Origin of the sequence: Nocardia abscessus (assembly GCF_015477775.1) — a bacterium.
Classification (GTDB): Bacteria; Actinomycetota; Actinomycetes; order Mycobacteriales; family Mycobacteriaceae; genus Nocardia; species Nocardia abscessus_A.
In genome coordinates, this window is record NZ_JADLQO010000003.1 from 63,921 (window position 1) to 90,055 (window position 26,135).

Below are 26,135 nucleotides of genomic sequence, written 5' to 3' on the forward strand. Positions count from 1 at the left end.
TCACCACCAGCCGAGGATCGGTGACAGGCGCCTGCCGAGTTCCGGCGCCAGCGACCGCGAATAGCTGGCGGTGAGGTGGTGCTCGTCGTGATAGATCAGGATGTTGCCCTCGGCCACCGCGCACACGTCGCGCTCACACAGCGCGTCCGACAGGTCCACCGGGAACACGTTGGGGAACGAGGCGGCGAATTCCGATGCCGGATTGACCTCGTCCAGCGCCGTCGCGCGCGGCATGCCGCAGCTGATCCGGTCGCCCTGCTGGGCGAGGCAATCGATGGCCCGGTACCGCACGCCGTCGCGGCGCAACCAGGGGGTGTCGCGGATGGCGATCACGTTGAGCCCACGGTCGGCCAAGTGGGACCAGACGTCGAGATAGTCGGCCGGGGTCTCGTCACCGGCGCCGTCACGCGGACGGGTCGCGGTGGTGAAGACCCACTCCGGACGTTCGACCCCCAGGCGGTCGATCACCTCCACCGACCAGTCCCGGCAATCCGGGTTCGCCTCACCCTTGTACATCGGCTCGGCCGCCACGGTCAGCGGGCAACCCATCTTCAGATACACCTCGACCCGGAAGGCGTGCTCACGGGCGAGCAGGTCGAGGGCGGGCACCCAGTGCTCGGCATGCGAGCTGCCCACCACGGCCACGGTGCGCTCCGCGGTGACATCCCCATAGGTGCAGGTGATGACGTCGCGGGTGTCCCAGTCCGCGATGCAGCCGTCGCGCGAGGGGTAGGCGGCGTCGGCGGGCGCTTCGTACACGGTCGGACGCATCGGCGCCTCGGGCGTGACCGCACCGTTGACCAGCGCCTCCGCCCCGGGATAGGGCGCCGGGGCCAGGAAGGCCACCGCCCGCGGCGGATAAACTCTGGTCGCCACCTGCTCGCCGACCGACACCGCGAGCACCGCGATGCCGAGCGCCGCGACCGAGCGGCCGGTGCGGACGCTGCGGACCGGGGTCTCTTGCGCCGACCGGTCCGACCGCATCCGCAGCGGCTCCTCCACGAACCGGTTCGTCAGGGAGGCGAGCAGCAGCGACGCTCCGACGACTCCGAGACCACCGACGAGCCCCGCGGTCGAGGTTCCGGTTCGCGCCAGCACGAAGATCAGGATGGGCCAGTGCCACAGGTACAGCCCATAGGACAATTCGCCGAGCCGCACCATGGCCGCCGCGCTCAGCAGCCGGTTGGGCAGCGGTCGCTCGGCTGCGGCCAGATTGCTGCCCGCGACGATCAGTGCCAGCGCGGCGCCCACCGGCACCAGTGCCGCGGGGCCGGGGAACCGGTCGGCGCCGTCGATCAGCCAACCGCAGGTGAGCACGGCGGCCGAGCCGAAGACCGCCGCCACGACCCGCACCAGGCGGTGCGGTGACAGCCAGGGCGCGACGGTCGCCAGCAGTGCCCCGGCCAAGAGCTCCCAGGCGCGGGCGAAGCTGTCGTAGTAGTTCCAGCCCTGGTGCACCGCGGTGCCGTGCGCGGCATAGACGAACGAGGCGACCGCGCCCGCGGCAAGCACGAGCGCCAGGGCGGGGCGCAGCGCTGCGGGGCCCGCGAAACGCCTGCACAGGCGTGTCACCGCAGCCACACCGAGCAACGCGAGCAGATAGAACTGCGATTGCACCGCCATGGACCACAGGTGCTGGAGCGGGCTCACCGACGGATCGGCGGCGAGGTAGTCCGACCAGGACAGCGCCAGATACCAGTTCTGGTAATACAGCAGCGACGCCAGGGTCTGCGCCGCCATCTCGCCCCACTGGGTGAACGGGCGCAGCAGCACGGTGGCCGTGACCACTGCGGCCAGCACCGTCACAAGCGCGGGCAGCAACCTGCGGGCGAGCCTGCGAGCGGTGTGCGCGACGCGGACCGCGCCGGTGGATTCCACGCTCCGTAGGAGCGAGCCGGTGAAGAAGAACCCGGACAGCACCAGGAACACGTCCACTCCGCCCGAGACCCGGCCGAACCAGATGTGGAACGCCACGACCAGCGCGATCGCCACGCCGCGCAGCCCGTCCAGATCGTGCCGGTACCCACCTCCGGTCGCCTTCGGGTCAGTCGCCGCGGTGGCGACCGCACCCGGCCGGAGGAACCGATTCACCGCTCGGGCGACCGTCACCGGACTCGCACGGCGCGGCACCGGAAAGCGACGGCTCGGCCACGGGGCGATGTACGGGACACGTCATTTCTCTTACCACGGGGGGCGGAGCGCGGTCCAACTCGCCTGGTCGGGGTGGTGGGCGGCACAGTCGAGAGATCCGGACAATTCGGTCACATGTCCATCGGGCGCCTGCCTGGGGTCGATAGGGTGGTGTCGTGAACGTAGAGGTGACACCCCTGCCGGGTATCGGTGTGCGCAAAGATTTTCCGCTGACCAATACACGACGCCGGATAGGAGTGATCGATCATCGCGACGGCACGATGGACCTCATCGTGAGCAAGCCCGACAACCCCGACGAGACCGAACAGGTACCGCTGTCGGCGAAGGAGGCCGCCGTGCTGGCCAGCCTGCTCGGTGCGCCACAGCTGGTGGAACAGCTGCGCGAGGAACATCGCGAGTTCACCGGCCTGACCACTCGGCAGCTGTCCATCCCAGACCGGTCACGCTTCGACGGACGCAGGCTGGGCGAGACCCAGATGCGCACCCGGACGAAGGCGTCCATCGTCGCGGTGGTGCGCAGCGGGCAGCCCATTCCCTCGCCGGGGCCGGACTTCACCTTCACCGCCGGTGACGTGCTCGTCGTCGTCGGCACCGTGGAGGGCCTGGAGGCCGCCGCCAAGATCCTGTTAGACGGCTGAGCGGCATGGTGGCACACGAGACCGCGCTCGCGCTGATCCAGCTGGGCGCGGTATTTTTCGGCCTCGGCCTGCTCGGGCGCATCGCGGCGCGCATCGGCATGTCGCCCATCCCGCTGTACTTGATCGGCGGCCTGGTGTTCGGCACCGGTGGCCTGGTCGAGTTGCGGCAGGTCGACGACTTCATCCATCTCGCCAGCGAAATCGGCGTCGTCCTGCTGCTGTTGCTGCTCGGCCTGGAATACAGTGCCGCGGAGCTGGTCACGGGGATGCGCCGGTCCTGGGCGGCGGGTGTCGTGGACATCGTGCTCAACGCGACTCCGGGCGTACTGGTCGCGTTCGCGCTCGGCTGGGGTTTCACCGGCGCCATCGCGATGGCCGGGGTCACTTACATCTCGTCCTCCGGCATCGTCGCCAAGGTGCTCAACGATCTGGGCAGGCTCGGTAACCGCGAGACTCCGGTGGTGCTGTCCATCCTGGTGTTCGAAGACTTGGTGATGGCCGGATACCTGCCGGTGCTGACGGCGGTGCTGGCCGGGGTGGGCTTGCTCGCCGGCCTGAAGACACTGTCGATCGCGTTGGCCGCGGTGACCCTCGTGCTGGTCGTCGCGTTGCGCTACGGCCGCTACGTCTCCGCGATCGTCGACAGTGAGGACCGGGAGATCTTCCTGTTGAAGCTGCTCGGCTCCGCGCTGCTGGTGGCGGGCGTGGCCTCCGCGGTGCAGGTGTCGGCGGCGGTCGGCGCGTTCCTGCTCGGCATCGCGATCTCGGATTCGACCGCGCACAACGCCACCAAGATCCTGGAGCCGCTGCGCGACTTGTTCGCCGCGCTGTTCTTCGTGCTGTTCGGCTTGAGCACCGACCCGGCGAGCATTCCGCCGGTGCTCGGCTGGGCGTGCCTGCTCGCGCTGGTCACCACGGCCAGCAAGATCGCCACCGGGTGGTGGGCGGCCAAGCGGGCCGGCGCGGGCCGCCTCGGCCGGGCGCGGGCGGGCACCGCGCTGGTCGCGCACGGCGAATTCTCGATCGTCATCGCGGGGCTCGCCGTCGCCGCGGGCGCCGTCCCGGCCGAATTCGCCGCGCTGGCCACCACCTACGTGCTGCTGATGGCGGTCCTCGGTCCGATCGCGAGCCGGTTCGTCGAGCCGGTCATGGCGCTGATCCTGCGGCGGCGCGCCGGGGTGTCCTGACCGATTCGTTCAAGATCTCCGGCGCGCGGAGGAGTTGACTCGGTTCGGTAGAAATCGGTTCGAGAGTGCGGAGGTGCGGGCTGTGCAGGCGCACGTCAATGTGATCACCCTCGGTGTGCGCGACTTGGAGCGCTCACTGCGGTTCTATCGGCAGCTCGGGATGTCCTCGCCAGGCATCGTCGGCACCGAATACGTCGGCGACGAGCGGGAACCAGGCGGCGGCGCGGCCATGTTCACGCTCGGAAACGGGCTCATCCTGTCCTTGTACGGGCGTGCGGACTTGGCCAAGGACGCGGGAATCCCCGCCGACCGGGTCGCGGGCTCCCCGATGAGCCTGGGCTGGTTCGTCGACAGTCGCGCCGAGGTGGACAGCGCCTTGGAACTCGCGCGCACGGCGGGCGGGTCCCTCGTGCACTCGCCGCGACAGCGGCCCTGGGGCATTTACGCGGGCTATTTCGCCGACCCGGACGACCACCTCTGGGAGGTCGTGTTCTTCGAGGACCGAGCCGGCTGACGCCCACGGTGGCGGCGACCGGTCGTCGCCGCCACCGTGGCAAGCCGGAATCAGTTACGCGCGGCGGCGACGGAATCGAGCACGACCTCGACGGCAGGCGCGCCGTCGCCCGAGCCGTCCTGCACGCCCGCGGCGGCGATGGACGACAGAACCTCCATGCCCGCGGTGACCCGCCCGAACGGGGTGTAGTTCGGCGGCAGCGGCGCGTCGCGGTAGACCAGGAAGAACTGGCTGCCGTTGGTGCCGGGTCCGGCGTTCGCCATGGCGACCGTGCCGGCCGGGTAGGTGGCGCCCGACAGGTTCTCGTCGGGGAAGAAGTAGCCGGGGCCGCCCATACCGGTCGCGGTCGGGTCGCCGCACTGCAATACGAAGATGCCCTCGGTGGTGATCCGGTGGCACTTCGTGTGGTCGAAGAACCGCTCACCGGCCAGGAAGACGAACGAGTTGACCGTGCGCGGCGCGCGAGCCGCGTCCAAGGCGATGGTCACGGTGCCACAAGTGGTGGCCAGCGTCGCGGTGTATCCGGCGTTGGTGTCGATGGTCATGCCGGGCTCGGCGGGCCATTGCTTGCCGTTCGGCTGTCCGGCGGCCGGTGCGCCGCAACCGGTCGGCCCCTGCTCCCGAGCGGGTGCCGGGGTCGCCGAGACGACACCCGCCGCGGACGCCACCAGCGTCACACCGACGGCGAGGACCCCGAGGATCCGCAGCGATCGCCACGGTAAACCCCGGCGCCCCGCGCGCCGGCCGTTGACGAGTTCTCGCGCTTGCACTTCGCTGCTCACCGCTGAAAAGCTCCTTCACTCGGGGTTGCGCACCGGACGATGCAGCGCGAATCATTCCATCTCCCCCGCCCTGGTGGGGAAGTACGGCTCGATTGGCGGATGCCGGGTTCGGTGGCGTGGGGGCTGCGATGGCCGCAGATCGGCCACAAAATGTTTCCGGCAACTTGTTGGACAACAGAATTAGTTCCCGGTGACGTATAACGAAGCATGGGAATCGTTCGAGCGGCGCTGGTCCAAACGAACTGGACCGGTGACAAAGAGTCGATGATCGAGGCGCACGAGGACTACGCGCGCCGGGCCGCCGCGCAGGGGGCGGGGGTGATCTGCTTCCAAGAACTGTTCTACGGACCGTATTTCTGCCAGCAGCAGGACACGAAGTTCTACGACTACGCCGAACCCGTCCCGGGTCCGACGACCGAGCGGTTCGCCGAGTTGGCGAAGGAATTGGGCGTGGTGCTGATCCTGCCCGTCTACGAGCAGCAGCAGCCGGGCCTGATGTACAACACGGCGGCGGTGATCGACGCCGACGGCAGCTACCTCGGCAAATACCGCAAGCACCACCTCCCGCACGTGCACGGATTCTGGGAGAAGTTCTACTTCCGGCCGGGCAACCTGGGCTGGCCGGTGTTCGACACCGCGGTCGGCAAGGTGGGCGTCTATATCTGCTACGACCGTCATTTCCCGGAAGGTTGGCGCGCGCTGGCCCTCGCGGGAGCCGAGATCGTGTTCAACCCGTCGGCCACCTCGCGCGGCCTGTCCGGCTACCTCTGGAAGCTCGAACAACCGGCAGCCGCGGTGGCAAACGAGTATTTCATCGGCGCCATCAACCGGGTCGGCGTCGAGGAGTACGGCGACGACGACTTCTACGGCACCAGCTATTTCGTCGATCCCGAAGGCAAGTTCGTCGGCGACGTCGCCTCCGACATCGACCCGGAACTGATCGTTCGCGATCTGGACATGGACCTGATCAAAGTGGTGCGCGAACGCTGGGCTTTCTACCGCGATCGCCGCCCCGACGCCTACGGGCCGCTGGTGGCCCCCTGAGACCGGGGAGAACGAGATGGGGCGCACTTTCATCCACGGCGGCACGGTGGTCTGCGCCACCGGATCGCAACCGCTCGACGTGCTCGTCGAGGACGAGACCGTCGTCGCCGTCCTGCAGCCCGGCTCCACCGCACTGGGCGCGGACCTCGCCGCCTCCGCCGATCGGGTGCTCGACGCGACCGGCAGATACGTGATCCCCGGCGGGGTCGACGGCCACACCCACATGCAGATGCCCTTCGGCGGGACGGAAGCCTCCGACACCTTCGAGACCGGCACCCGCGCCGCCGCGTGGGGCGGCACCACCACGATCATCGACTTCGCCGTCCAGAAGCCGGGAGAGCGGGTCCAGGACACCCTCGCCGCCTGGCACCGGAAGGCGTCCGGGCAGTGCGCGATCGACTACGGGTTCCACCAGATCATCGGCGAGGTGAACGATGAATCCCTGAAGGGGATGAGCGAATTGGTGGCCGAGGGCGTCACCAGCTTCAAACTGTTCATGGCCTATCCGGGCGTCTTCTACTCCACCGACGGCCAGATCCTGCGCGCCATGCAGTCCGCGGCGGAGCTGGGCGCACTGCTGATGATGCACGCGGAGAACGGGATCGCCATCGACGTCCTGGTCGAGCAGGCGCTCGCGCGGGGAGACACCGCACCGTACTTCCACGGCACGACCAGGCCGTGGCAGCTGGAGGAGGAGGCCACCCACCGCGCGATCATGCTGGCCGAGCTGACCGGCGTGCCGCTGTATGTGGTGCACGTGTCGGCCGAGCAGGCGCTGGCGCAGATCGCCGCGGCCCGCGACGCCGGACGCAACGTCTTCGGCGAGACCTGCCCGCAGTACCTGTACCTCTCGCTCGAAGACCAGCTGGGCGCACCGGGTTTCGAGGGCGCCAAATGGGTCTGCTCCACCCCGCTGCGGTCGAAGGCCGAAGGGCATCAGGAGCAGCTGTGGCGCTACCTGCGCACCGGCGACGTCACTGCGGTCAGTACCGACCACTGTCCGTTCTGCATGAAAGACCAGAAGGAGCGGGGTCTCGGCGACTTCAGCAAGATCCCCAACGGCATCGGCGGCGTCGAGCACCGGATGGACCTGATATTCCAGGGCGTCCGGACCGGCCGGATCTCGCTGGAACGCTGGGTCGAGGTGTGCTGCACCACGCCGGCCCGGATGTTCGGGATGTATCCGCGCAAGGGTGTGATCAGCCCCGGCGCGGACGCCGACATCGTGATCTACGACCCGCGCGGCCACACCAGCATCGGTCTCGGCAAGACCCACCACATGAACATGGACTACTCGGCCTATGAGGGGTTCGAGATCGACGGACACGTGGACACGGTGCTCTCCCGCGGCCGAGTGATCGTCGACGGCGGCGAGTATCTCGGTGCCGCCGGGCACGGCCGGTTCGTCAAGCGAGAACTTTCGCAAAACCTGATCTGACGTCACATTCGATCATCGAAACGGAGAGCGCCGCATGGACATCGGTCTGGTGCTGCAGTGCACGCCCCCGGCCTCGCGGGTGATCGAACTGGCGAGGCTGGCGGAGACATACGGGTTCTCCCACGTCTGGACCTTCGACTCGCATCTGCTCTGGCAGGAGCCCTACGTCATCTACAGCCAGATCCTGGCCGCCACCCGCAAGGTCATGGTCGGTCCGATGGTGACCAATCCGGCCACCCGGGACTGGACGGTGACCGCGTCGACCTTCGCGACGCTCAACGAGATGTTCGGCAACCGCACGCTGTGCGGCATCGGCCGCGGCGACTCGGCCGTGCGCACGCAGGGCCGCAAGCCCGCGACCCTGGCCACCTTGCGGCAATCGGTCGAGGTGATCCGGGAGCTGGGCAACGGCCGCAGCGCGCGGGTGGGCGACACCGTGGTGCGGTTGCCGTGGGCGGCGGGCTCGCGGCTGGAGGTCTGGGTGGCGGGCTACGGACCACGCGCTCTGGACCTGACCGGTGAAGTCGCGGACGGATTCATCCTGCAACTCGCCGACCCGGACATCACGGCCTGGACCATCGCGCGGGTGCGCGCGGCGGCCGAACGCGCGGGCCGGGACCCGGCCGCGGTCCGGATGTGCGTCGCCGCGCCCGCCTACGTCACCGACGGGACGGCCGCGGGGCGGGCGCACGCGCGGCAACAGTGCCGGTGGTTCGGCGGGATGGTCGGCAACCACGTGGCGGAGATCGTGGCGAAATACGGTACGGGAAGCGATATTCCGGCCGCGCTCACCGACTACATCGAAGGCAGGCGGGACTACGACTACAACCAGCACGGACGTGCGGGCAACGTGCACGCCGAGTTCGTGCCGGATGCCATCGTCGACCGCTTCTGCCTGCTGGGCACCGTCGACGACCAGTTGTCCCGGTTGCGCGAACTGGCCGACGTCGGCGTGGACCAATTCGCCGTCTACCTCCAGCACGACGCGAAAAGCGCGACCCTGCAGGCGTACGGTGAATCGGTGCTGCCTCGTCTCGACCCCCTCCTGACCGTTACCCAGCCCACCGAAGGGGGTGCCTAGCGTGGCCGACCACGTCTTCTATCCCTGGAGCGCACAGGCCGAATTGCACCCCGCGCCGATCACCGGGGCGTTCGGCTCGTACTTCTGGGACGACACCGGCAAGCGCTACCTCGACTTCTCCTCCCAGTTGGTCAACGTGAACATCGGCCACCAGCATCCGGACATCGTCGCCGCCATCGTCGCCCAGGCGCAGCGGCTGGCCACCATCTCCCCGACGGTCGCCAACGACGTGCGCAGCGAGCTGGCGCGGTTGATCGTCGAGCGGGCACCCGGCGAGCTGAACCGGATCCTGTTCACCACGGGCGGCGCGGAAGCCGTCGAGCACGCGGTGCGCCTGGCGCGCAGCTACACCGGGCGCACGAAAATGCTCGCGGCCTACCGCTCCTACCACGGCGGCACGGGAGTCGCGATCGGCCTGACGGGCGAACCGCGCCGCTGGGGCGCGGAGCCCACGAACGTCGACGTGGTCCGCTTCTTCGGGCCCTACCCGTACCGATCCCCGTGGGGCACGGCCGGTCCCGAGGAAGAGACGGCCGCCGCGCTGGCGCACCTGCGGCAGGTGATCGAACTGGAGGGTCCGCAGCACATCGCGGGGCTGATCCTGGAGACGGTGGTCGGCACCAACGGCGTGCTCGTCCCGCCGCCCGGCTACCTCGCCGGTGTGCGCGCGCTGTGCGACGAATTCGGCATCGTCTACATCGCCGACGAGGTGATGGTCGGGTTCGGCCGGGTGGGCGAGTGGTTCGCGGTGCAGGCCTTCGGCGTCGAGCCGGACATCATCACCTTCGCCAAGGGGGTGAACTCCGGCTACGTTCCGCTCGGCGGCGTTCTCATGGCGGAGCGGATCGCGCAGCGCTACGACCACGTGGTGTACCCGGGCGGGCTCACCTACGCGGGGCACCCCCTGGCGTGCGCTGCGGGCGTCGCCTCGATCGCGGTGTTCGAGCGGGAGGGGATCCTGGAGCACGTGCGTTCGGTCGGCGCCGATGTGCTCGGAAAAGGTCTGCGCGAGCTGGCCGATCGGCATCCGAGCGTCGGCGAGGTCAGGGGCCTCGGCTTCTTCTGGGCGCTGGAGCTGGTCCGCGACCCGCGCAGCAGGGAGCCGCTGATCCCGTTCGCGGCGGCGGGCGCGGACGCCGAGCCGATGGCCGCGGTCACCGCGGCGGCCAAGGCGCGCGGGCTGTGGCCGTTCAACGCGGGCAACCGCTTCCAGATCGCGCCGCCGCTGACCACCACGGCCGACGAACTGCGCATCGGCCTGGAGATCATCGACGACGTGCTCGAGGTCGCCGACGGCTACGTCCGGGCGAACTGACCCGGCCCGCTCAGTGCGGTGTCAGTTCCACTACGACGCCGCCCTGCTGCCAGGTCTGGTAGATGTCGGCCTTCGAGGGCGAACCGTCCGCGCTGTAGCCGATGCCGTTGAACTTCGCGTTCTGCTTGTTGTCCCGCGCGATGATCTCGTAGAGCCGCAGCACGTCGGCCTCGGAGGTGTGGACGACCGGATCGAACGTGCGCGGCTCGCCGCCGAACGAGGCCCGCACCCGTCCGCCCGCCCGCAGGTTCTTCACCCACGGCCGCAGCGCGGTGCCGATCAGCAGGGCGTCGCCGTGCCGGGTGTAGGCCAGCGGCACGTCGTACACCGCGCCCGATTTGCGCCCGACGACGTGCAGGATCATCAGCCGCTTGCCGACGACACCGGAGAGGCCGGGAACGCGCAGCAGCGTCCGCACGAATCGATTCATCAGGGCCTGGTACGACGGGATGGGGACGGGACCGGAGGTGGTCGGTGTGCCATAAGGGTTTTCGGACGACGCTTGCTCACTCATGCTCCCAGTATCCGAGCGCGCGCCGCACCGTGCGGTGCCACGGCCGAGATCCGCCAGCCCACCGGGGTGGGCGCTCTCGGTACCCTGCGTGCATGACTTCCGGGCAAGCAGAGATCTGGCACAACCCACGGTGCACCAAGAGCCGCAACGCCACGGCCTTCCTGGACGAGGCCGGTGTCGACTACACCGTGCGGAAGTATCTGGACCAGCCGCCCACCGCCGCCGAGCTGCGCGAGGTGCTGCGGCGGCTGGGCGCCGAACCGTGGGACATCACCCGCACCGGCGAGCAGATCGCCGTCGACCTCGGCATGGCGAGCTGGGGGCGGACCGCCGCGGACCGGGACCGCTGGATCGAAGCGCTGGCCGAACACCCGAGACTGATCCAGCGACCGATCGTGCTGACCGCCGACGGCGCAGCGGTGGTGGCCCGCGACGACGCCACGCTGCGCGACCTGCTCTGACGGCGGCACCCGCTGGCCGAGATGCCCGATCGACCAGGCGTGCACCGGTCCGGTCTCGAAGCGCGGTCGAACCGGCGGTGCACCGACCGGTCCCGCGATGCGAGACGCGGCGGTAGGGTCGGCGGGCATGAAGGTACAACTGCGCCACAGTCCCGCGTCCGCGATCGCGCGGTGCTTCCTCGCCGGCGGCGAGCCGATGCGGGTCGAGAGCGGCGCGATGGTGGCCCATTCGGCCGGAGTCACGTTGCAGGCCAAGGCGGAAGGCGGCATCCTGGCCGGGCTGAAGCGGTCGGTGCTCGCGGGGGAATCGTTCTTCGTCTCGACCTTCACCGCGCCGCCGCAGGGCGGATGGGTCGATGTGGCGCCGGCGCTGCCCGGCGACATGCTCAACCTGCAGATCACCCCGGACCGGCCGTTCTTCATCAGTCGCGGGGGCTGGATCGCGAATTCGCACGGCGTGCAGGTGGAGAGTAAATGGGGTGGTTTCGCCAATCTGTTCGGCGGTGAAGGCGGGTTCGGTCTGCGCGCGCACGGTGAGGGCGAGGCCGTGGTGGGCGTATTCGGCGCGATCGATGTGATCGATCTGCAGCCGGGGGAGCCGATCACGATCGACACCGGCCACGTGGTCGCCTACGACTTGGCGATGAATTTCACCATTCGCCGGGCGGTTTCGGGCCGGTCGATCCAGTCGTTGAAGTCCGGTGAGGGCTTCGTCTTCGACTTCACCGGCCCCGGCCGGGTGCTGCTGCAGACCCGCAATCCCGGCGCGTTCGCCGCCTGGGCCGGATCGGCTGTCTCGTCCAGCTGATCACGTCCCCGCTGTGTTCGGGGATCACGCGCCGGCCAGCAGGCCGGTGATCAGCAGTCGCGTGTCGGGGACGAAGGGCCAGTCCGGATCGGCAAGGTGCGCGCGCAACTGCGCGTCGGTCCACCACCATCCCTCGGCGATCTCGTCGGGTTGGTGGCGGACGGGCCCGTCGTAGCGCAGCTCGTACGCGAAGAGGTGGCAGCGCATCGGCCGGCCGTCCCATTCGCCGTCCCACGAGATCGCGGCCAGCGGTTCCGGGGAGAGATCGGCGGGGTCCGGCCTGACACCCAGTTCCTCGGCCAATTCGCGCAGGGCGGTCTCGCGCGGCGCTTCGCCGGGTGCGACCACGCCCCCGGCCAGACAGTCGTGCATGGCCGCGAAAACCAGCTTGGTATCGGTGCGGCGGTGCACATAAACGCGTTCGCCGTCACCGGATCGCAGGAGCACACCGGCGCTGGCATGCCACAATCCGTCGCGGTAGACCGTGGCCCGCTCGGCGGCGCCGACCGGGTTGCCCGCCCGGTCGTAGACCGCGATCGGTTCGGTGCTCGGATCCCCGGCGTGCGGCTCGTGGTGCGGCGGAGCGGACATCGGTCGAGAGTAACGTGAACACCGCACGCCACAGGGAGAGAGGATCGCCGCCCATGGTGCTTCCGCACGCACTGGCGAATTTCAACCGGCATGTCACCAACCCGACCGCGAGCCTGGTCGCGGGACGCGCGCCGGGCTTCGGCATCGTGCTGCACAAGGGCCGGAAGTCGGGGCGGTCCTACCGCACCCCGGTCATGGTCTTCGAGCAGGACGGCGCCTACCGGATCGCGCTGACGTACGGCCGGAATGTCGACTGGGTCAAGAACATTCGCGCGGCGGGGGATTTCGCGCTGGAGACCCGCGGACGCGTCGTCGAACTGACCGATCCGGTCGTGCGGCACGACCCGACCGCGGCATGGGCGCCACCGGGTGTCCGGCAGATGCTGAAGACGATCTCGGCGGAGTATTACGTCGAGTCCCGTCCGGCAGCCTGAAATCGCTGTCGGCCTGCGATTACTGCGCGCACCTCGCCGAGTCGCTCGGTGGCCGGTGGAAGTGATGCTGACCTTCTTCAGCACTCGCTCACACTTCCTTCGCGTCACCCTGCTGAGGTCGCCCGGGTGGTCTCCGGATCGGCGCCACGTAGCACCGAGACGCCTGCTTCTCGATCTGCTACGGGGGGAGATGTGCGGGCCAGGGGTATCGGTTGGCTCGCTGACGCATGCGCAGGGTTTGGGGTGCTGGGCGCTACCCGAGCTGCCGCGGAATCTATTCTGAGCAACGATAGTGCTCAGGGCCAATGTGTTTCAACCGAAGCAAGTAGGCTGTGCGCTGCGTGGACGTCGAGTAACCGGCGGTGGCCGGGGCGGCGTGGAAATCGAAACAGCGGTTCGGCGCCAGCGGCGATTCGCGCGACATCGGAGCTGCCGATCGCCGCCTGTTGCACGTCAACATCGCCCCATCACGTACCGGACCGCCGCGCCCACGGCGATGTGCAGCAGCATGTCGAGAACGAACGCGGCAGCGAGCACAGGGAAGCCGACCCGCCTCGACTCACGACCGGGTGGCCGTCGGCCCGTCATCAACTCGGTGTCGGCGCCAGTCGTAGCAGAATGCTCCGAGGAGCTCCGAACTGGCGGGGAGTCGTCGAGCGGCAAATTGCCGCGAGCTGTCGGCCCAAACCTTCGGGAGTCACGTTCATCCCTTGGCTGTTACGGTCCATATCGCCAGCTCGGCTTCGCGAGATGGCGTCCCGTTCCATGGATGGTTCCGAAAATTATTGTCCATGAGGTACTCCATGTATTTCGCTCCGGCATACCCCCAATTGGTGATATCCAGCTCGGCCGTCCTCTGTCCGAGTTCGCTTTCCTTCCACACATGTGCGATGTCGGTGGCGATCGGGCGGAGATCATCCGGCGTTGCCGCCGTGGGTACATCGAGGGTGATGAGGAATACCATTTCATCCAGTCGGCTGGGATCTCCCACCGCGTCCACAGAATTGAGACACGCTCCCACCGGTAGGTGCGTCGCTGCCAGGGCGGTCTTCAATTCCTTGGTAACCAGGGGATCGGCAGAGAGGGCGGGGCAGCTTGCTGGTTTGGCTGTCGTCGAGGTCGTCGTCGAGGTCGTCGCCCCGCTCGGCTCCGCCGCCGAATCCACCGAGCTCCCCCAACCGCAACCCGCCAGCACTGCGACACCGGCGACGACGGCCAGCAGACTCGATCCGGTACGAACCATCGACCCCACCATGTTCCCTCCGCTCAGGTTCGACTCAGCCATGGACAGCACGTCACCCCTCGACGCATCTCTCGTGAGAACAGCAGGCACTCCCGATATGACCGAGGTTTTCATACTATCCGTCGCAACCCGAGAGGCCCTGCGCCGGAGCCGCTCGCTACGCGGCGACCGGGTTCGAGGTACTGCCGCGGATGCGTTCTCGGATCACCGCGACCTCCGTCCTCGGATCGAAGTCACTCGGGGTGTGGGCGCTTCACCTGTTCTCGGGCGGATGCCACCGGGTCAGCTCCCAGCGGCACACCGCGAATTCCTCGGCGTCGCGCAGCGCCCGGCCCGCGGCGAGGTCGAGGTCGAACGAGTGGTCACTGTGGCCGGTGGTCGCCGCGATGATCCGGCGGGCGGTGGACCGGATCGCCGACTTGTCGCCGGTCACCGTCCAGCGGTTGACCGCGGGTACGTGGATGAGCCAGCGCGGGCCGCAGCAGTGCACTTCGACGTAGTACCGGCGCACGGTCACGGTCTCCGCGCTCGGGCCGGTCGACGCCGGGTCACTCGGTCCATGACAGGACTTCGGTGAGGGTCACCGGAGGCGGGGGAGGGGTCGGCACCCCGCCTCCGGGACGTTCGGGTGCGGCGGCCCACTGCCGCAGCGCGTCCGCGTAGCGCTCGAGCACGGGCAGCGGCACGCCCTTGTAGGGAGCGCGGTGCCGGGGAAACGGAACGCGTTGCGGTAGTGCGTTGGTCATGGGTCCTCCGCTGGTCGAATGGCGGCGAACGGGGAGTCTCGCCGCGCCGATCACGCGGTCAGTGGAGCACCGGACGCGGGCGGTGTGGTTATTCCCGTGGAAACTCGCTATGGAAAGTGGCAAAAGTCCTGGACACCTTCCAGCGACCCTGCACAATGTCCTCCATAAGGTCGAAATATGGCCTTCCACAATGAATTTCGGAACATTCCAATTCGCGGGTGCGGATATTCCACAGAAGGGAGCAAACAGTATGGGGGAGCGGGAAGCGGGCGGCGAGGATCGGCAGGTCGAGGCCGACATTCGCGGGACCGGGGGCGTTCCACACCGCAGTCTCGGCCGCTGCCTGCGCGGGATGCGGCAGGAGGCGGGGCTGTCCATCGAGGTGGCGTCGCGGGCGATCGGGCGCGGGGCGGGGACACTGCACCGGTTGGAGACCGGTGCGCCGAACGTGATCGTGCGCGATGAGGACCTGCGGCGGCTGTGCAGGCTGTACCAGCGGGTGGACATGCTGCCGGTGTTGAAGTCGCTGGCGGCGCAGGGGCGGACGCCGTCATGGTTGGACGAGTTTCCCGATCAGGTGAATCCGACGTTCAACGCGTACGTGCAGATGGAGGCGTCGGCCTCTCGTATTACTGTCTATCGCCCAGATATGGTGCCCGGACTGTTTCAGACTCCCGACTACGCACGGGCGCTGGATCGTGTCTACTTCCCGATGGACACCGCAGAGGAGATCGAGCGTCGCGTCCGGGTGCGGCGTAACAGACAAGCGTTGATCACTCGTGACTTCTCGCCGCTTGCAGCTGTCCTCGTGCTGGACGAGGCGGTCACCAGGCGAGTCGTCGGAGGTCCCCGCGTGATGTCGACGCAGCTGCGTCACCTGGCCGATCTGCCACCGAACGTACAGGTGCAAGTGCTGCCCTTCGGGGTTGGCTTCCCGCTGGGAGTCTCGACCGGGCCCTTCACGATCTTGGATTTTGCCGGTGACGGAGAGGGTCGGCCGCTGGAGCCGCCACTGGTCTACGTCGAGAGCTATACCGGCAACATCTACCTGGAGCGCACCAGCACTGTGCGGCGGTACAGAGCTGGATTCGAGGTAATCCAGCGAGTAGCTTTGGACGTGCCGAGTAGCAAACGCCTGCTGCGGCAGGCAGCGAAGGAGTTCGACTGTGTCCGTTGATCTATCCGGAGCGCGCTGGTTCAAGAGCACCCGTAGTGCCGCTGGAAACGACTGCGTCGAGATAGCGCATCTGGACGGCGGGCGTGTGGGGATTCGTGACTCGAAGAATCCGCACGGTGGGGTGCTGGTGTTCACGCCCTCGGAGTGGGACGCGTTTCTGTCGGGTGCGCAGGACGGGGAGTTCGACCGGCCCTGAGCCGATCGCTCATACCTGGTAGGGGAAGTCCGAAAACCCAGTCGTCGCGAGCCGTGCCGACTGGTCCGGCACGTCGGCTCAGCAGCGTGCGGTCATCGAGACTCGGCCATCGGCTCGGGTGACTCGGCCGCGCCGCCCCCGCCGAGCGCGCCCGCGACCTTGGTCATGACCTGCTCGCGCGACACGTGTCGGATCGGATGTGGAGAAATCGCCGCACTATTCGGACATACTTCCCGCCTCGATAAGGACGATCCGGCAGCCGGACATGCGTCACGCACTGAGTTCGCGCCGCGCGCAGGGGAACCAGCGTGCGACACGACGGGATCGGCGAACGATGCCGTCTCGACACACCTTCGGCGAGGCTGCCAGGCATCGACGCTGTAATTCGAGCCGACCTGCCACCGAACGCAGGGGAAGCCCACGGCTGGTCGGAACCTTACCGACGCGCCCTCGGGGGGTAATTCTCACCCAGTGCGCCGCGACGACTGCCCTGTAGGACCAGCCCACCACCAGCGCCCGGTCTACACCCCTGGCCGCCAGGACGGCATCGACATCCCGGACCGCGGCCTCGAAGGAATAGTCCGCCGAACGCCGCGAGCCCGCTCGTCATAAGTGATGTGCCGGAACCCGGCACCGAGTTCGGCGATGACCTTCCGCCAGTACCCGTCTGGAAATCCGTTGTTTTTCGCGCTGGTGAATCGGGCCGCACCCCATCACGTCGACGCCGTCGGCTCGAACCGGCACCGCGCTGGTCGGGCACTCCAGTAAGCGAGCCGTGCTCGCCCGGGAACGACTATGCGCCCGGAACGGGCTCGCCGATGTGGCTCAGCACCGAAGGAGGCAGCCCGAACGTCCGGCGGCACGTGCGGACGAGATCGGCGCCATCGGTGAAACCCGCCGCGTGCGCCGCGGCCGCGAGATCGTCACCGGCCAGCGCGCGAGTCCGCGCGATGTGCAGGCGCAGCCAGAGGATGTAGCGGCGCAACGGAATTCCCATCTGCTCGGAGAACAGGTGGGACAACCGGGGAGCCGGAATGCCCAGTTGCCGTGCGACATCCGAGCCGCGCACCGACCCCTTGCGCACCAGAGCGGGCAGCAGGTGCAGGGCCGCGGTGACCACCGCATGCCGCTCGCCGGCGCCGGACGCGCCCTCCTGCGGCAGCAGATCGTCGACCACCGCCGTGACCTGCGCGGTCAGGTCGCTGCCACTGGCGGTGAGGCCGAAGGTGTCGGCGCTGCCCGCCCAGCCGTTGACGTGGGCCCTGCGGTCGGCCGCCGCACCGGCGGCGGTCTCGGGGTCGAGGTAGACCGCCGTGCCGTGCGCGGAGCCCACATCGATCCGGTGCGGGGCGTCGGTGGGCACGATGACGTGGGTGCCCTGCCTGCGGACGCCGCTGCCGTCGACCACCACGATCGGGGTGCTGGCGGCGACGATCTGCACCGCGTGGTGCGCGTGCAACTCGGCCGGGCCGATCGATCCGGCGAAGGCCAGGACCCCTGGGCGCAGCAGCGCGACACCCGCGGGCGGTGGTTCGTCCGCTGCGCCGGTGGGCGACATGGAGAAGCCGTTGGTGACCAGAGCCTTCATCATGGGATGCTCCCGGCTGAGACACGCGCGCTGAATCCTGGGATGAGCGTATCGGTTTCGCGCACGCGGCATTCGGAAATCTTGGATTACCGCCCGCCCGGGATCGTGTGGGACATGCCGCCGACCGGTGCCCGAACCGGGCAGACGGTCACCTCACCGCCGTGACTCGACCGGATTCCGGGATCGATCATGAGTCCCGCGCTCGATTTCCCGCCCCGGAAGGACGGCCGGTCAGCTGTCGGTCACGTCGACGCCGCGCCAGAACGCGACATAGTCCTTGATCTGCGCCGCCTTCGTCTTCGGCTCGGGGTAGTACCAGGCGGCGTCGGGGTTGCTGTCGCCGTCGACCACCACGGTGTAGTAACTCGCCGTGCCCTTCCACGGGCAATAGGTGTGCGTGTCGGTGGGCTGGAGGAATTCCGGTCGGATCGAGTCCGGCGGGAAGTAGTGGTTGCCCTCGATGATGATGGTGTCGTCGCTGGTCGCGAGGACGCGGCCGTGCCAAGTTGCCGTTGCCATCCTTCGATTCTGCCCCAGTTCCCGGCGCCGGCGGCGGTCGAGCGTGCCGCGGCCACCCGGTCACCCGGGATGATCGGGCTGCGCCGCGGGCCGGTGGAGTTCGACGGCCAATGCCACGAGCTCGCTCAGGTGCTCGCCGTCGGATCCGGCGCGCCGCATCGCCTCGGCGACGGGGAAGGTGCGCACCTCGAGGATCTGCTCGGCATCGTCGGGATTGGTCGGCGCGGAGTCGAGCACCACGTCCGCGGTGCACCAGAGCCACGCCTTGTGCGGATGCGGCTGCCACTCGCGATGCGGGGCGCGACGATTGCTCGTCGCGTGGTGCGCGCCGAACCATCGGATCGGTCCGATCGGGCGTGCTCCCGCCTCCTCGCGCAGTTCCCGGCGCACGCACGCGTCGATGGACTCGCCGCGTTCCCTGGTGCCGCCGGGGAGCAACCAGATGTCGCGATCGTCGCGGCAGAGCACGATTTCGTCGCCGACGAAGCACACGAGGTGGATATTGGTGACCAGTTCGTCGGCCGGGAGCGTGGTGGAGAAACGCACGTCCATGTCACCCCACTCCCAGTGCGCCGGAGCGTGCAGCAAGGGGTAGCGGTCGGCGAGCGTCACAGCTCGACGGTAGCGGTCGCCGACCGCCGTGCGCTCCGGTTTCGTCCGAGCCGTGACGTGTGCGGGCGCGACAAGTGCTGGGACGTAGCACAGCTCGGCGCCGCGGTGGTGGATACGGGTACGCCGCACCCTCCGTCGCGGGGACGAAGGGTGCGGGCCGTCACGGCGGCTTCAGCGTTCCCGGGCCAGCGTCCGGTAGCTCACGTTCCAGAACCACTCCACCGGGCCCCGCTCGAAGCGGCGTAACCACAGGTGTGCCCCGCCTGCGATGATCAGCGCCACCAGCAGATAGGCCCCGATGGTGAACGGAACCCGGTCGTCCGGTGAGACCCGCGCGGCGAGACCGAAACCCCAGCCGTAGCACAGGATCGATGCCACCAGGTTCTGCAGGATGTAGCAGCTGAGCGCGGTGCGGCCGATCTCGGTGAGACGGCGACCGGCGAACCCGGCCGTTGGACGCCGCAGGTACCACTCGGCGACCGCCGCGAGGATGCCGAGTCCGACGAACGGGGCGCTGCCATAGCGAGTGAACAGGATGAGGTCGCCGCCGCCCGCGATGCCGACCGCCAGATCGATCGGCGCGGCGACGCCGAAGCCGAGGATCATGAGCCGCTTGCGGATCGTCGCGCCTTCCGGGCCGAACACCCCCGCCCGGAACAGCCGCGCGCCGGCCAGGAACAGCGCGACCGACATCGCGAAGACGAAGATCGCCTCCACCCGGAACAGCCCGGCGTTGCTCAGCCGGAACATCGCGAGATCCCAGAACGAACCCTCCGCATAGGGATTCGGGTCCAGCGCACGAGGCGCCGCGGAGTCCTGCGGCGGTGCGAACGCCATGGCGAGCGCGATCAGCGTCAGCAGGCTCAGGTGCACGGCCGCGGCGCCGAGCAGCCAGCGCCGCTGGGCACGCTCCCCGGTGGCCAGCACGAACGCGACGACGAGTCCGGTCACCGCGTATCCCATCAGCACGTCGAACTCGGCGACGAACACGAAATTCAGCAGACCGTCCAGCAACAGCAATCCCGCGCGCCACGGGTACTTGCCGGGCCAGCGCCGCCCGGCCTTGGCGGCGGAGCGTTGCTGGATGGCCAGGCCGATGCCGAACATGATGGTGAGCAGCCCGAGGAATTTGCCCTGCGCCAGCTGTTGCAGCACGCGCTCGGTCCACGCCCATCCGCCTGCCTGCCCGCCCAGGTCTCGCAGGTAGCCGACCAGCCCCTCCGGGTTGGTCATGATCCAGATGTTGGTGCCGAGGGTGCCCAGGATCGCGATTCCGCGTAGCACGTCCAACGCGACCAGACGGGTGGGCACCGGCGCCGCGCGGCGCTGTTCGGCGGTCTCCGCGCGGGGGTCGGCGATCGAATCGGTCATGTCCCGACTATCGCGCCGACCTGCGCCGGGACGGGTCCTCCGGAAGTACCACCTGCGGTATGACATTGGACTCCGCCGGTCGCGACCGGTTCGGACGGGTGCGTCGCATAGGCTCGACAGCATGCAGCGCATCATCGGAATCGAGGTCGAATACGGCATCTCGACCCCAACCGAGCCGTCGGCCAACCCGATCCTCACCTCCACCCAGGCGGTTCTGGCCTACGCCGCGGCCGAGGGCGTGCCGCGCGCGAAGCGCACCCGCTGGGACTACGAGGTGGAGTCGCCGCTGCGCGACGCGCGTGGATTCGACCTGAGCCGGATGAACGGGCCCGCGCCCGTGATCGACGCCGACGAGGTCGGGGCGGCCAACATGATCCTCACCAACGGCGCCCGGCTCTACGTCGACCACGCGCACCCCGAATACTCCGCGCCGGAGGTCACCGACCCGTTGGACGCGGTGATCTGGGACAAGGCGGGCGAGCGTGTGATGGAGGCCGCCGCGCGGCACGCCTCCAGCGTGCCGGGGGCCCCGCGGCTGCAGCTGTACAAGAACAACGTCGACGGCAAGGGCGCCTCGTACGGCACCCACGAGAACTACCTGATGAGCCGGGACACCCCGTTCAACCAGATCATCGTGGGCCTCACGCCGTTCTTCGTGTCCCGCCAGGTGGTGTGCGGCTCCGGCCGGGTCGGCATCGGCCAGTCCGGTGACCACGCGGGCTTCCAGCTGTCCCAGCGCTCGGACTACATCGAGGTCGAGGTCGGCCTGGAGACCACGCTCAAGCGGGGCATCATCAACACTCGCGACGAACCGCACGCCGACGCCGACAAGTACCGCAGGCTGCACGTCATCATCGGCGACGCCAACCTGGCCGAGATGTCGACCTACCTCAAGGTCGGCACCACCGCCCTGGTCCTGGACCTGATCGAGGCGGGCGAGGACCTGTCGGACCTGCAACTGGCCCGCCCGGTCACCGCGGTGCACACGATCAGCCACGACCCGACGCTGCGGGCGACCGTCGCGCTCGCCGACGGCCGCGAGCTCACCGGCCTGGCGCTGCAGCGCGTCTACCTGGACCGCGTGGTCAAGTTCGTCGACCGCACCGGCAACGACGACAAGCGCGTCCAGGACATCATCGAGAACTGGGCGATGGTGCTCGACCTGCTCGAGCGCGATCCGATGGAGTGCGCGAACCTGCTCGACTGGCCCGCCAAGCTGCGCTTGCTCGAGGGCATGCGCAGCCGCGAGGGGCTCGGCTGGGCCGCCCCCAAACTGCACCTGATGGACCTGCAGTACTCCGACGTGCGCCTGGACAAGGGCCTCTACAACCGCCTGGTCGCCCGCGGCTCGATGAAGCGGCTGATCAACGAGCAGCAGGTCCTCGACGCGATGACCAACCCGCCCACCGACACCCGCGCCTACTTCCGCGGCGAATGCCTGCGCCGCTTCGGCGCCGACATCGCGGCGGCCAGCTGGGACTCGGTGATCTTCGACCTCGGCGGCGACTCCCTGGTCCGCATCCCCACCCTGGAACCCCGCCGCGGCACCAAGGCCCACGTCGGCAAGCTCCTCGACGGCGTGACCACCGCCGCCGACCTGGTGGAACAGCTGACTACGTAGCCTTCGGCAGCGCCTGCGTGCTTCCGGCCGCCGCACGGCTCGTGCCGAGCGACCTCCGCCGGCAACTACGTCACGGTCGCGTCGGCCGCTCACCTACGAACCCGGGCCCCGAACAACGATGATCTGCCACGCGTACACCGGCGGCGTTGTGGTCCCGGTCGTCATCAGGCTTGTGGACGCTTCGCGGGAGATCGGTGTATGGGCGGATTCGGCTGGATCTCGAACACGCCCGGGGTGCGGCAGCTCGGGCGGCACACTCCGCGCAGGACGGGAGGGTTCGATCCGTCGCTCCGGCGGCACGGTGCGATCCATCCCCAACCGGCCGGACCGAAATAGCTGAGGTGAACCGTTGGGCGTGAGGTCCATACCCTGCGCGCCCACACCGGCTCGACCACGGGGTTTCGAGCGAAGCGAGACCGGGCATTGTCCGTTCGCGGCCCGGCTCGTGTCCGAGTGGCCGCCGCGTAGGCGACGTAGGAGCAAGCGGCGGTCGCTCGGACACGAGCCATGAAGGGGCCGCGAACACGCAGCGCCGCAGGCGCTGCAGACAGACACCGACACTGCAAAATAAGCACACTGTCGGTGCTGGTAGGTAGTGTTGAAGGACGAGCACGGACAATGCTCATGATCGGGATCGTGCTCACGATGGGTTCCGGTCATGGTGAGGACAGAGGAGGTCGGCTGCCATGGCACAAGAGCAGACCAAGCGCGCCGGGGGTGGCGACGAGGACGAGGGCCCGGACGGTGTAGACGCCGCCGGTCAGGAGCGCCGCGAGAAGCTGGCGGAGGAAACCGACGACCTGCTCGACGAGATCGATGACGTGCTCGAGGAGAACGCCGAGGACTTCGTCCGCGCGTACGTGCAGAAAGGTGGCCAGTGACAGTCGGTGACCCCTCGCGTCTCCAGCTGGGGTACGCCCTCTCTTCATTCTCCGACTACCTTCGTATGCATGCTCCGGACCTGTTGCCTGCCACCAGGTTCGGACAGGGTGCCGCCGGAATCTCCGGCGGCACTTCCGCGAAGGAGATCGCTCCACACGGCACCACCATCGTCGCGGTGAGTTACCGCGGCGGTGTGCTGATCGCCGGTGACCGGCGCGCCACGCAGGGGAATCTGCTGGCCAGCCGGGATATCGAAAAGGTCTTCATCACCGACAGCTATTCCGCCGCCGGTATCGCGGGTACCGCGGGCATGGCGGTGGAGATGGTGCGGATCTTCGCGGTGGAGCTGGAGCACTACGAGAAACTCGAGGGCGTGTCGCTGACCTTCGACGGCAAGGCCAACAAGTTGTCGAAGATGGTGCGCGAGAATTTGCCCGCGGCCATGCAGGGTCTGGCGGTGGTGCCGATGCTGGTCGGCTACGACCTGGACGCCACCGATCCGGACAAAGCGGGTCGCATCGTGTCGTTCGATGTGGTGGGTGGACGCAGCGAGGAGCGTTTCGGGTACGCCGCGGTCGGATCCGGCTCGGTGTTCGCGAAATCCGCGCTGAAGAAGTTGTACGCCAAGGGAATCGATCAGGAGCGCGCGTTGCGCATCGCCGTCGAGTCGCTGTTCGACGCGGCCGACGACGACACCGCGACGGGCGGTCCGGATCTGGTGCGTGGCATCTTCCCGACGGCGATCGTGATCGATGAGGAGGGTGCGGTGGAGGTGACCGAGTCGCGGCTGGCGGAGATCGCCCGTGGGATCGTCGCCGACCGTGAGGCCGCCGAAGAAAGGAGCGCCTGATCATGACGTTGCCGTACTACGCGTCGGCCGAGCAGATCATGCGCGACAAGACCGAGCTTGCGCGCAAGGGCATCGGTCGGGGGCGCAGCGTCGTGGTGCTGACCTACGACAAGGGTGTGCTGTTCGTCGCGGAGAATCCGTCCACGACGCTGCACAAGGTGAGTGAGCTCTACGACCGGGTGGGGTTCGCCGCGGTCGGCAAGTACAACGAGTTCGAGAATCTGCGCAGGGCGGGGATCCTGCAGGCCGACATTCGCGGGTATCAGTACGACCGCCGCGATGTCACCGGCCGTGCGCTGGCCAACGCCTACGCGCAGGCCCTCGGCTCGATCTTCACCGATCAGCTCAAGCCGTACGAGGTCGAGATCTGTGTGGCGGAGGTGGGCTATCCGGAGCAGGCGCCGCAGTCGGTGCTGTACCGGATCACCTTCGACGGGTCGATCGTGGACGAGCGGGAGTTCGTGGTGATGGGCGGCACGACCGAGCCGATCGTCACCGCCTTGAAGTCGTCCTATCAGCCGGGTCTGGATCTGGCCTCCGCGATCGGCGTCGCGGTGCGCGCGCTGCAGGCGGGCGTGCCGGAAGGCGCGGAGAAGGAGAAGCGGGCGCTGGGCGTGAGTTCGCTCGAGGTCGCGACGCTGGAGCAGGCGCGTCCGCGCCGGGCGTTCCGGCGGGTGGCCGGTGCCGCGCTGGAGCGTCTGCTGAACCCAGCACAGGAGGCGGGCGCCTCCGCGGCGGAGGAGGGAGCTTCCGGGCCGAAGGACGAGGAGCCCGCGGCGAAGGAGGCTCCGCCGGCGGAGTAATCCGCCGGGGCCGACGAGCTCGGCGGCCCGCGAACGGCGCTTGTTCGCGGGCCGCATCGGCATGTCCCGAGGTGTGCTTCCTCCGGCGGAAGTGGGGTTTCACCCGGGCAAATTCCGACAAAGCGGGCCAAATCGTTGTGAAGACGTATGCATACGGGTTGTTCGGTGCACCACGCAAGTCCCTGACATGGCTGTAATGTCGATGGTGTGCAGCGACGAATTATGGGGATCGAGACCGAGTTCGGTGTGACATGCACCTTCCACGGTCACCGTCGACTGTCCCCCGACGAGGTGGCCCGGTATCTGTTCCGCCGGGTGGTGTCCTGGGGCCGTAGCTCGAACGTGTTCCTCCGCAACGGTGCTCGGCTCTACCTCGATGTCGGGTCCCACCCGGAGTACGCGACAGCGGAGTGCGACAACCTGGCGCAGTTGGTGACCCACGACCGTGCGGGCGAGCGGGTCCTCGAAGAGTTGCTGATCGACGCCGAGCAGCGTCTGGCCGAAGAAGGCATCGGCGGCGACATCTACCTGTTCAAGAACAACACCGACTCCGCGGGCAACTCCTACGGCTGCCACGAGAACTTCCTCGTGGTCCGTGCGGGGGAGTTCTCCCGGATCTCCGACGTGCTGTTGCCGTTCCTGGTCACCCGCCAGCTGATCTGCGGTGCGGGCAAGGTGCTGCAGACGCCGAAGGCGGCCACGTTCTGCCTGTCGCAGCGCGCCGAGCACATCTGGGAGGGTGTCTCCTCGGCGACCACCCGCTCGCGGCCGATCATCAACACCCGCGACGAGCCGCACGCCGACGCGGAGAAGTACCGCCGCCTGCACGTGATCGTGGGTGACTCCAACATGTCGGAGACCACCACCATGCTCAAGGTGGGCACGGCTGCCCTGGTGCTGGAGATGATCGAGGCCGGTGTCTCGTTCCGCGACTTCGCGCTGGACAATCCGATCCGTGCGATCCGTGAGGTCTCGCACGACTTGACCGGTCGCCGTCCGGTGCGCCTGGCCGGAGGACGGCAGGCGAGCGCCCTGGACATCCAGCGGGAGTACTACGCCCGTGCCGTGGAGCATCTGCGCAACCGGGACCGCGATCCGCAGATCGATCAGGTGGTCGACCTGTGGGGCCGCACCCTGGACGCGGTGGAGGCGCAGGACTTCGCGAAGGTCGACACCGAGATCGACTGGGTGATCAAGCGCAAGCTGTTCCAGCGCTATCAGGATCGGTACGGCATGGAGCTGTCCGACCCGAAGATCGCCCAGCTGGATCTGGCCTACCACGACATCAAGCGCGGACGCGGTGTCTTCGACCTGCTGCAGCGCAAGGGTCTGGCCAAGCGCGTCACCGAGGACGAGGCCGTGGACGCCGCGGTGGACACCCCGCCGCAGACCACCAGGGCCAAGTTGCGCGGTGACTTCATCACCGCCGCGCAGGAGGCCGGCCGCGACTTCACCGTCGACTGGGTGCACTTGAAGCTGAACGACCAGGCGCAGCGCACCGTGCTGTGCAAGGACCCGTTCCGCTCGGTCGACGAGCGCGTCGATCGTCTGATCGCGTCCATGTGAGTG

Annotated in this window: 28 protein-coding genes; 17 read left to right on the forward strand and 11 right to left on the reverse strand. The window is 68.4% G+C overall.

The window, feature by feature from the left end; genetic code table 11:
• The gene (locus IU450_RS10950) at positions 1–2,091 is read right to left on the reverse strand and encodes an acyltransferase family protein (RefSeq protein WP_195149680.1); all 2,091 of its coding nucleotides are present in this window, start codon (positions 2,089–2,091) and stop codon (positions 1–3) included.
• 215 nt (positions 2,092–2,306) lie between these two features.
• Here IU450_RS10950 and IU450_RS10955 point away from each other — a divergent pair, with 215 nt between their 5' ends.
• The 3 genes from IU450_RS10955 (at position 2,307) to IU450_RS10965 (ending at position 4,490) form a co-directional block, all read left to right on the forward strand.
• Positions 2,307–2,789 (forward strand): cation:proton antiporter regulatory subunit, encoded by a 483-nt coding sequence (locus tag IU450_RS10955; protein ID WP_195149681.1) that lies wholly within the window; start codon positions 2,307–2,309, stop codon positions 2,787–2,789.
• A gap of 5 nt (positions 2,790–2,794) precedes the next feature.
• Positions 2,795–3,976 (forward strand): cation:proton antiporter, encoded by a 1,182-nt coding sequence (locus tag IU450_RS10960; RefSeq protein WP_195149682.1) that lies wholly within the window; start codon positions 2,795–2,797, stop codon positions 3,974–3,976.
• Positions 3,977–4,049: 73 nt separating this feature from the next.
• On the forward strand, positions 4,050–4,490 hold the full coding sequence (locus IU450_RS10965) for a VOC family protein (RefSeq protein ID WP_324197622.1): 441 nt from the start codon (positions 4,050–4,052) through the stop codon (positions 4,488–4,490).
• A gap of 50 nt (positions 4,491–4,540) precedes the next feature.
• Here the strand turns inward: IU450_RS10965 and IU450_RS10970 are convergent, their stop codons facing one another.
• Positions 4,541–5,272 (reverse strand): peptidylprolyl isomerase, encoded by a 732-nt coding sequence (locus tag IU450_RS10970; protein ID WP_324197623.1) that lies wholly within the window; start codon positions 5,270–5,272, stop codon positions 4,541–4,543.
• A 207-nt stretch (positions 5,273–5,479) separates the two neighbouring features.
• On the opposite strand from IU450_RS10970, the gene IU450_RS10975 reads away from it, so the two are divergent.
• Genes IU450_RS10975 through IU450_RS10990 form a run of 4 tightly spaced genes read left to right on the forward strand, consistent with a single transcriptional unit; the run spans position 5,480 to position 10,150 of the window.
• Complete coding sequence (locus IU450_RS10975; RefSeq protein WP_195149683.1) at positions 5,480–6,316, forward strand: nitrilase-related carbon-nitrogen hydrolase; 837 nt, start codon at positions 5,480–5,482, stop codon at positions 6,314–6,316.
• 16 nt (positions 6,317–6,332) lie between these two features.
• Positions 6,333–7,754 carry a dihydropyrimidinase gene (hydA, locus tag IU450_RS10980; RefSeq protein ID WP_195149684.1) on the forward strand — a complete coding sequence of 474 codons (1,422 nt, stop codon included), beginning with the start codon at positions 6,333–6,335 and terminating at the stop codon, positions 7,752–7,754.
• Positions 7,755–7,788: 34 nt separating this feature from the next.
• Positions 7,789–8,835, forward strand: a complete 1,047-nt coding sequence (locus IU450_RS10985) for a TIGR03842 family LLM class F420-dependent oxidoreductase (protein WP_195149685.1) — start codon at positions 7,789–7,791, stop codon at positions 8,833–8,835.
• A 1-nt stretch (position 8,836) separates the two neighbouring features.
• On the forward strand, positions 8,837–10,150 hold the full coding sequence (locus tag IU450_RS10990; protein ID WP_195149686.1) for an aspartate aminotransferase family protein: 1,314 nt from the start codon (positions 8,837–8,839) through the stop codon (positions 10,148–10,150).
• Between the two features lie 10 nt (positions 10,151–10,160).
• Here IU450_RS10990 and IU450_RS10995 read toward each other — a convergent pair whose 3' ends face one another.
• Positions 10,161–10,664, reverse strand: a complete 504-nt coding sequence (locus IU450_RS10995) for a nitroreductase/quinone reductase family protein (RefSeq protein ID WP_195149687.1) — start codon at positions 10,662–10,664, stop codon at positions 10,161–10,163.
• 92 nt (positions 10,665–10,756) lie between these two features.
• Between IU450_RS10995 and IU450_RS11000 the strand changes: the two genes are divergently transcribed.
• Positions 10,757–11,125 (forward strand): arsenate reductase family protein, encoded by a 369-nt coding sequence (locus tag IU450_RS11000; protein ID WP_195149688.1) that lies wholly within the window; start codon positions 10,757–10,759, stop codon positions 11,123–11,125.
• 127 nt (positions 11,126–11,252) lie between these two features.
• Positions 11,253–11,933: a TIGR00266 family protein gene (locus IU450_RS11005; RefSeq protein ID WP_195149689.1), complete on the forward strand. Its 681-nt coding sequence runs from the start codon at positions 11,253–11,255 to the stop codon at positions 11,931–11,933.
• Positions 11,934–11,957: 24 nt separating this feature from the next.
• On the opposite strand, the gene IU450_RS11010 is transcribed toward IU450_RS11005, so the two are convergent.
• Positions 11,958–12,524: an NUDIX hydrolase gene (locus tag IU450_RS11010; RefSeq protein ID WP_195149690.1), complete on the reverse strand. Its 567-nt coding sequence runs from the start codon at positions 12,522–12,524 to the stop codon at positions 11,958–11,960.
• Positions 12,525–12,577: 53 nt separating this feature from the next.
• Here IU450_RS11010 and IU450_RS11015 point away from each other — a divergent pair, with 53 nt between their 5' ends.
• Positions 12,578–12,958: a nitroreductase family deazaflavin-dependent oxidoreductase gene (locus IU450_RS11015; protein WP_195149691.1), complete on the forward strand. Its 381-nt coding sequence runs from the start codon at positions 12,578–12,580 to the stop codon at positions 12,956–12,958.
• A gap of 703 nt (positions 12,959–13,661) precedes the next feature.
• Here the strand turns inward: IU450_RS11015 and IU450_RS11020 are convergent.
• The 3 genes from IU450_RS11020 to IU450_RS11030 form a co-directional block, all read right to left on the reverse strand.
• Complete coding sequence (locus tag IU450_RS11020) at positions 13,662–14,243, reverse strand: hypothetical protein (RefSeq protein ID WP_195149692.1); 582 nt, start codon at positions 14,241–14,243, stop codon at positions 13,662–13,664.
• Positions 14,244–14,454: 211 nt separating this feature from the next.
• Positions 14,455–14,718 carry a hypothetical protein gene (locus IU450_RS11025; protein ID WP_195149693.1) on the reverse strand — a complete coding sequence of 88 codons (264 nt, stop codon included), beginning with the start codon at positions 14,716–14,718 and terminating at the stop codon, positions 14,455–14,457.
• Positions 14,719–14,749: 31 nt separating this feature from the next.
• On the reverse strand, positions 14,750–14,947 hold the full coding sequence (locus IU450_RS11030; RefSeq protein ID WP_195149694.1) for a hypothetical protein: 198 nt from the start codon (positions 14,945–14,947) through the stop codon (positions 14,750–14,752).
• Positions 14,948–15,056: 109 nt separating this feature from the next.
• On the opposite strand from IU450_RS11030, the gene IU450_RS11035 reads away from it, so the two are divergent.
• Together IU450_RS11035 and IU450_RS11040 are read left to right on the forward strand one after the other, a co-directional pair.
• A complete protein-coding gene (locus IU450_RS11035) occupies positions 15,057–16,124 on the forward strand; it encodes a helix-turn-helix domain-containing protein (RefSeq protein WP_228834423.1) in 1,068 nt (355 codons plus the stop codon).
• On the forward strand, positions 16,114–16,320 hold the full coding sequence (locus IU450_RS11040) for a DUF397 domain-containing protein (RefSeq protein ID WP_195149695.1): 207 nt from the start codon (positions 16,114–16,116) through the stop codon (positions 16,318–16,320). The genes IU450_RS11035 and IU450_RS11040 overlap by 11 nt, the downstream gene beginning before the upstream one ends.
• A gap of 793 nt (positions 16,321–17,113) precedes the next feature.
• Here the strand turns inward: IU450_RS11040 and IU450_RS11045 are convergent.
• The 4 genes from IU450_RS11045 to IU450_RS11060 form a co-directional block, all read right to left on the reverse strand.
• Positions 17,114–17,911: a helix-turn-helix domain-containing protein gene (locus tag IU450_RS11045; protein WP_324197624.1), complete on the reverse strand. Its 798-nt coding sequence runs from the start codon at positions 17,909–17,911 to the stop codon at positions 17,114–17,116.
• Between the two features lie 228 nt (positions 17,912–18,139).
• Complete coding sequence (locus tag IU450_RS11050; RefSeq protein ID WP_195149696.1) at positions 18,140–18,427, reverse strand: DUF427 domain-containing protein; 288 nt, start codon at positions 18,425–18,427, stop codon at positions 18,140–18,142.
• A 60-nt stretch (positions 18,428–18,487) separates the two neighbouring features.
• Positions 18,488–19,039: an NUDIX hydrolase gene (locus tag IU450_RS11055; RefSeq protein ID WP_324197625.1), complete on the reverse strand. Its 552-nt coding sequence runs from the start codon at positions 19,037–19,039 to the stop codon at positions 18,488–18,490.
• A gap of 171 nt (positions 19,040–19,210) precedes the next feature.
• Complete coding sequence (locus tag IU450_RS11060) at positions 19,211–20,410, reverse strand: DUF418 domain-containing protein (protein ID WP_195149697.1); 1,200 nt, start codon at positions 20,408–20,410, stop codon at positions 19,211–19,213.
• Positions 20,411–20,531: 121 nt separating this feature from the next.
• Between IU450_RS11060 and dop the strand changes: the two genes are divergently transcribed.
• The 5 genes from dop (at position 20,532) to pafA (ending at position 26,132) form a co-directional block, all read left to right on the forward strand.
• Entirely contained in the window at positions 20,532–22,031 is a 1,500-nt protein-coding gene (gene dop, locus IU450_RS11065) for a depupylase/deamidase Dop (protein ID WP_040867183.1), read from the forward strand.
• A 686-nt stretch (positions 22,032–22,717) separates the two neighbouring features.
• On the forward strand, positions 22,718–22,912 hold the full coding sequence (locus tag IU450_RS11070; RefSeq protein WP_014986166.1) for a ubiquitin-like protein Pup: 195 nt from the start codon (positions 22,718–22,720) through the stop codon (positions 22,910–22,912).
• 65 nt (positions 22,913–22,977) lie between these two features.
• Complete coding sequence (gene prcB / locus IU450_RS11075) at positions 22,978–23,763, forward strand: proteasome subunit beta (protein ID WP_228834424.1); 786 nt, start codon at positions 22,978–22,980, stop codon at positions 23,761–23,763.
• Between the two features lie 2 nt (positions 23,764–23,765).
• Complete coding sequence (gene prcA / locus IU450_RS11080) at positions 23,766–24,566, forward strand: proteasome subunit alpha (RefSeq protein ID WP_195149699.1); 801 nt, start codon at positions 23,766–23,768, stop codon at positions 24,564–24,566.
• Between the two features lie 207 nt (positions 24,567–24,773).
• A complete protein-coding gene (gene pafA / locus IU450_RS11085) occupies positions 24,774–26,132 on the forward strand; it encodes a Pup--protein ligase (protein ID WP_174186519.1) in 1,359 nt (452 codons plus the stop codon).
• The last annotated feature ends 3 nt before the right edge of the window (positions 26,133–26,135 follow it).

Excerpts from the sequence above, each read along its gene's own strand:
- IU450_RS10960 (WP_195149682.1), top strand. The coding sequence starts at position 2,795 with ATGGTGGCACACGAGACCGCGCTCGCGCTGATCCAGCTGGGCGCGGTA.
- IU450_RS10975 (WP_195149683.1), top strand. The coding sequence starts at position 5,480 with ATGGGAATCGTTCGAGCGGCGCTGGTCCAAACGAACTGGACCGGTGAC.
- hydA (WP_195149684.1), top strand. The coding sequence starts at position 6,333 with ATGGGGCGCACTTTCATCCACGGCGGCACGGTGGTCTGCGCCACCGGA.
- IU450_RS10985 (WP_195149685.1), top strand. The coding sequence starts at position 7,789 with ATGGACATCGGTCTGGTGCTGCAGTGCACGCCCCCGGCCTCGCGGGTG.
- IU450_RS10995 (WP_195149687.1), bottom strand. The coding sequence starts at position 10,664 with ATGAGTGAGCAAGCGTCGTCCGAAAACCCTTATGGCACACCGACCACC.
- IU450_RS11000 (WP_195149688.1), top strand. The coding sequence starts at position 10,757 with ATGACTTCCGGGCAAGCAGAGATCTGGCACAACCCACGGTGCACCAAG.
- IU450_RS11005 (WP_195149689.1), top strand. The coding sequence starts at position 11,253 with ATGAAGGTACAACTGCGCCACAGTCCCGCGTCCGCGATCGCGCGGTGC.
- IU450_RS11010 (WP_195149690.1), bottom strand. The coding sequence starts at position 12,524 with ATGTCCGCTCCGCCGCACCACGAGCCGCACGCCGGGGATCCGAGCACC.
- IU450_RS11015 (WP_195149691.1), top strand. The coding sequence starts at position 12,578 with ATGGTGCTTCCGCACGCACTGGCGAATTTCAACCGGCATGTCACCAAC.
- IU450_RS11020 (WP_195149692.1), bottom strand. The coding sequence starts at position 14,243 with ATGGCTGAGTCGAACCTGAGCGGAGGGAACATGGTGGGGTCGATGGTT.
- IU450_RS11030 (WP_195149694.1), bottom strand. The coding sequence starts at position 14,947 with ATGACCAACGCACTACCGCAACGCGTTCCGTTTCCCCGGCACCGCGCT.
- IU450_RS11035 (WP_228834423.1), top strand. The coding sequence starts at position 15,057 with ATGGAAAGTGGCAAAAGTCCTGGACACCTTCCAGCGACCCTGCACAAT.
- IU450_RS11045 (WP_324197624.1), bottom strand. The coding sequence starts at position 17,911 with ATGATGAAGGCTCTGGTCACCAACGGCTTCTCCATGTCGCCCACCGGC.
- IU450_RS11050 (WP_195149696.1), bottom strand. The coding sequence starts at position 18,427 with ATGGCAACGGCAACTTGGCACGGCCGCGTCCTCGCGACCAGCGACGAC.
- IU450_RS11060 (WP_195149697.1), bottom strand. The coding sequence starts at position 20,410 with ATGACCGATTCGATCGCCGACCCCCGCGCGGAGACCGCCGAACAGCGC.
- dop (WP_040867183.1), top strand. The coding sequence starts at position 20,532 with ATGCAGCGCATCATCGGAATCGAGGTCGAATACGGCATCTCGACCCCA.
- IU450_RS11070 (WP_014986166.1), top strand. The coding sequence starts at position 22,718 with ATGGCACAAGAGCAGACCAAGCGCGCCGGGGGTGGCGACGAGGACGAG.
- prcB (WP_228834424.1), top strand. The coding sequence starts at position 22,978 with ATGCATGCTCCGGACCTGTTGCCTGCCACCAGGTTCGGACAGGGTGCC.
- prcA (WP_195149699.1), top strand. The coding sequence starts at position 23,766 with ATGACGTTGCCGTACTACGCGTCGGCCGAGCAGATCATGCGCGACAAG.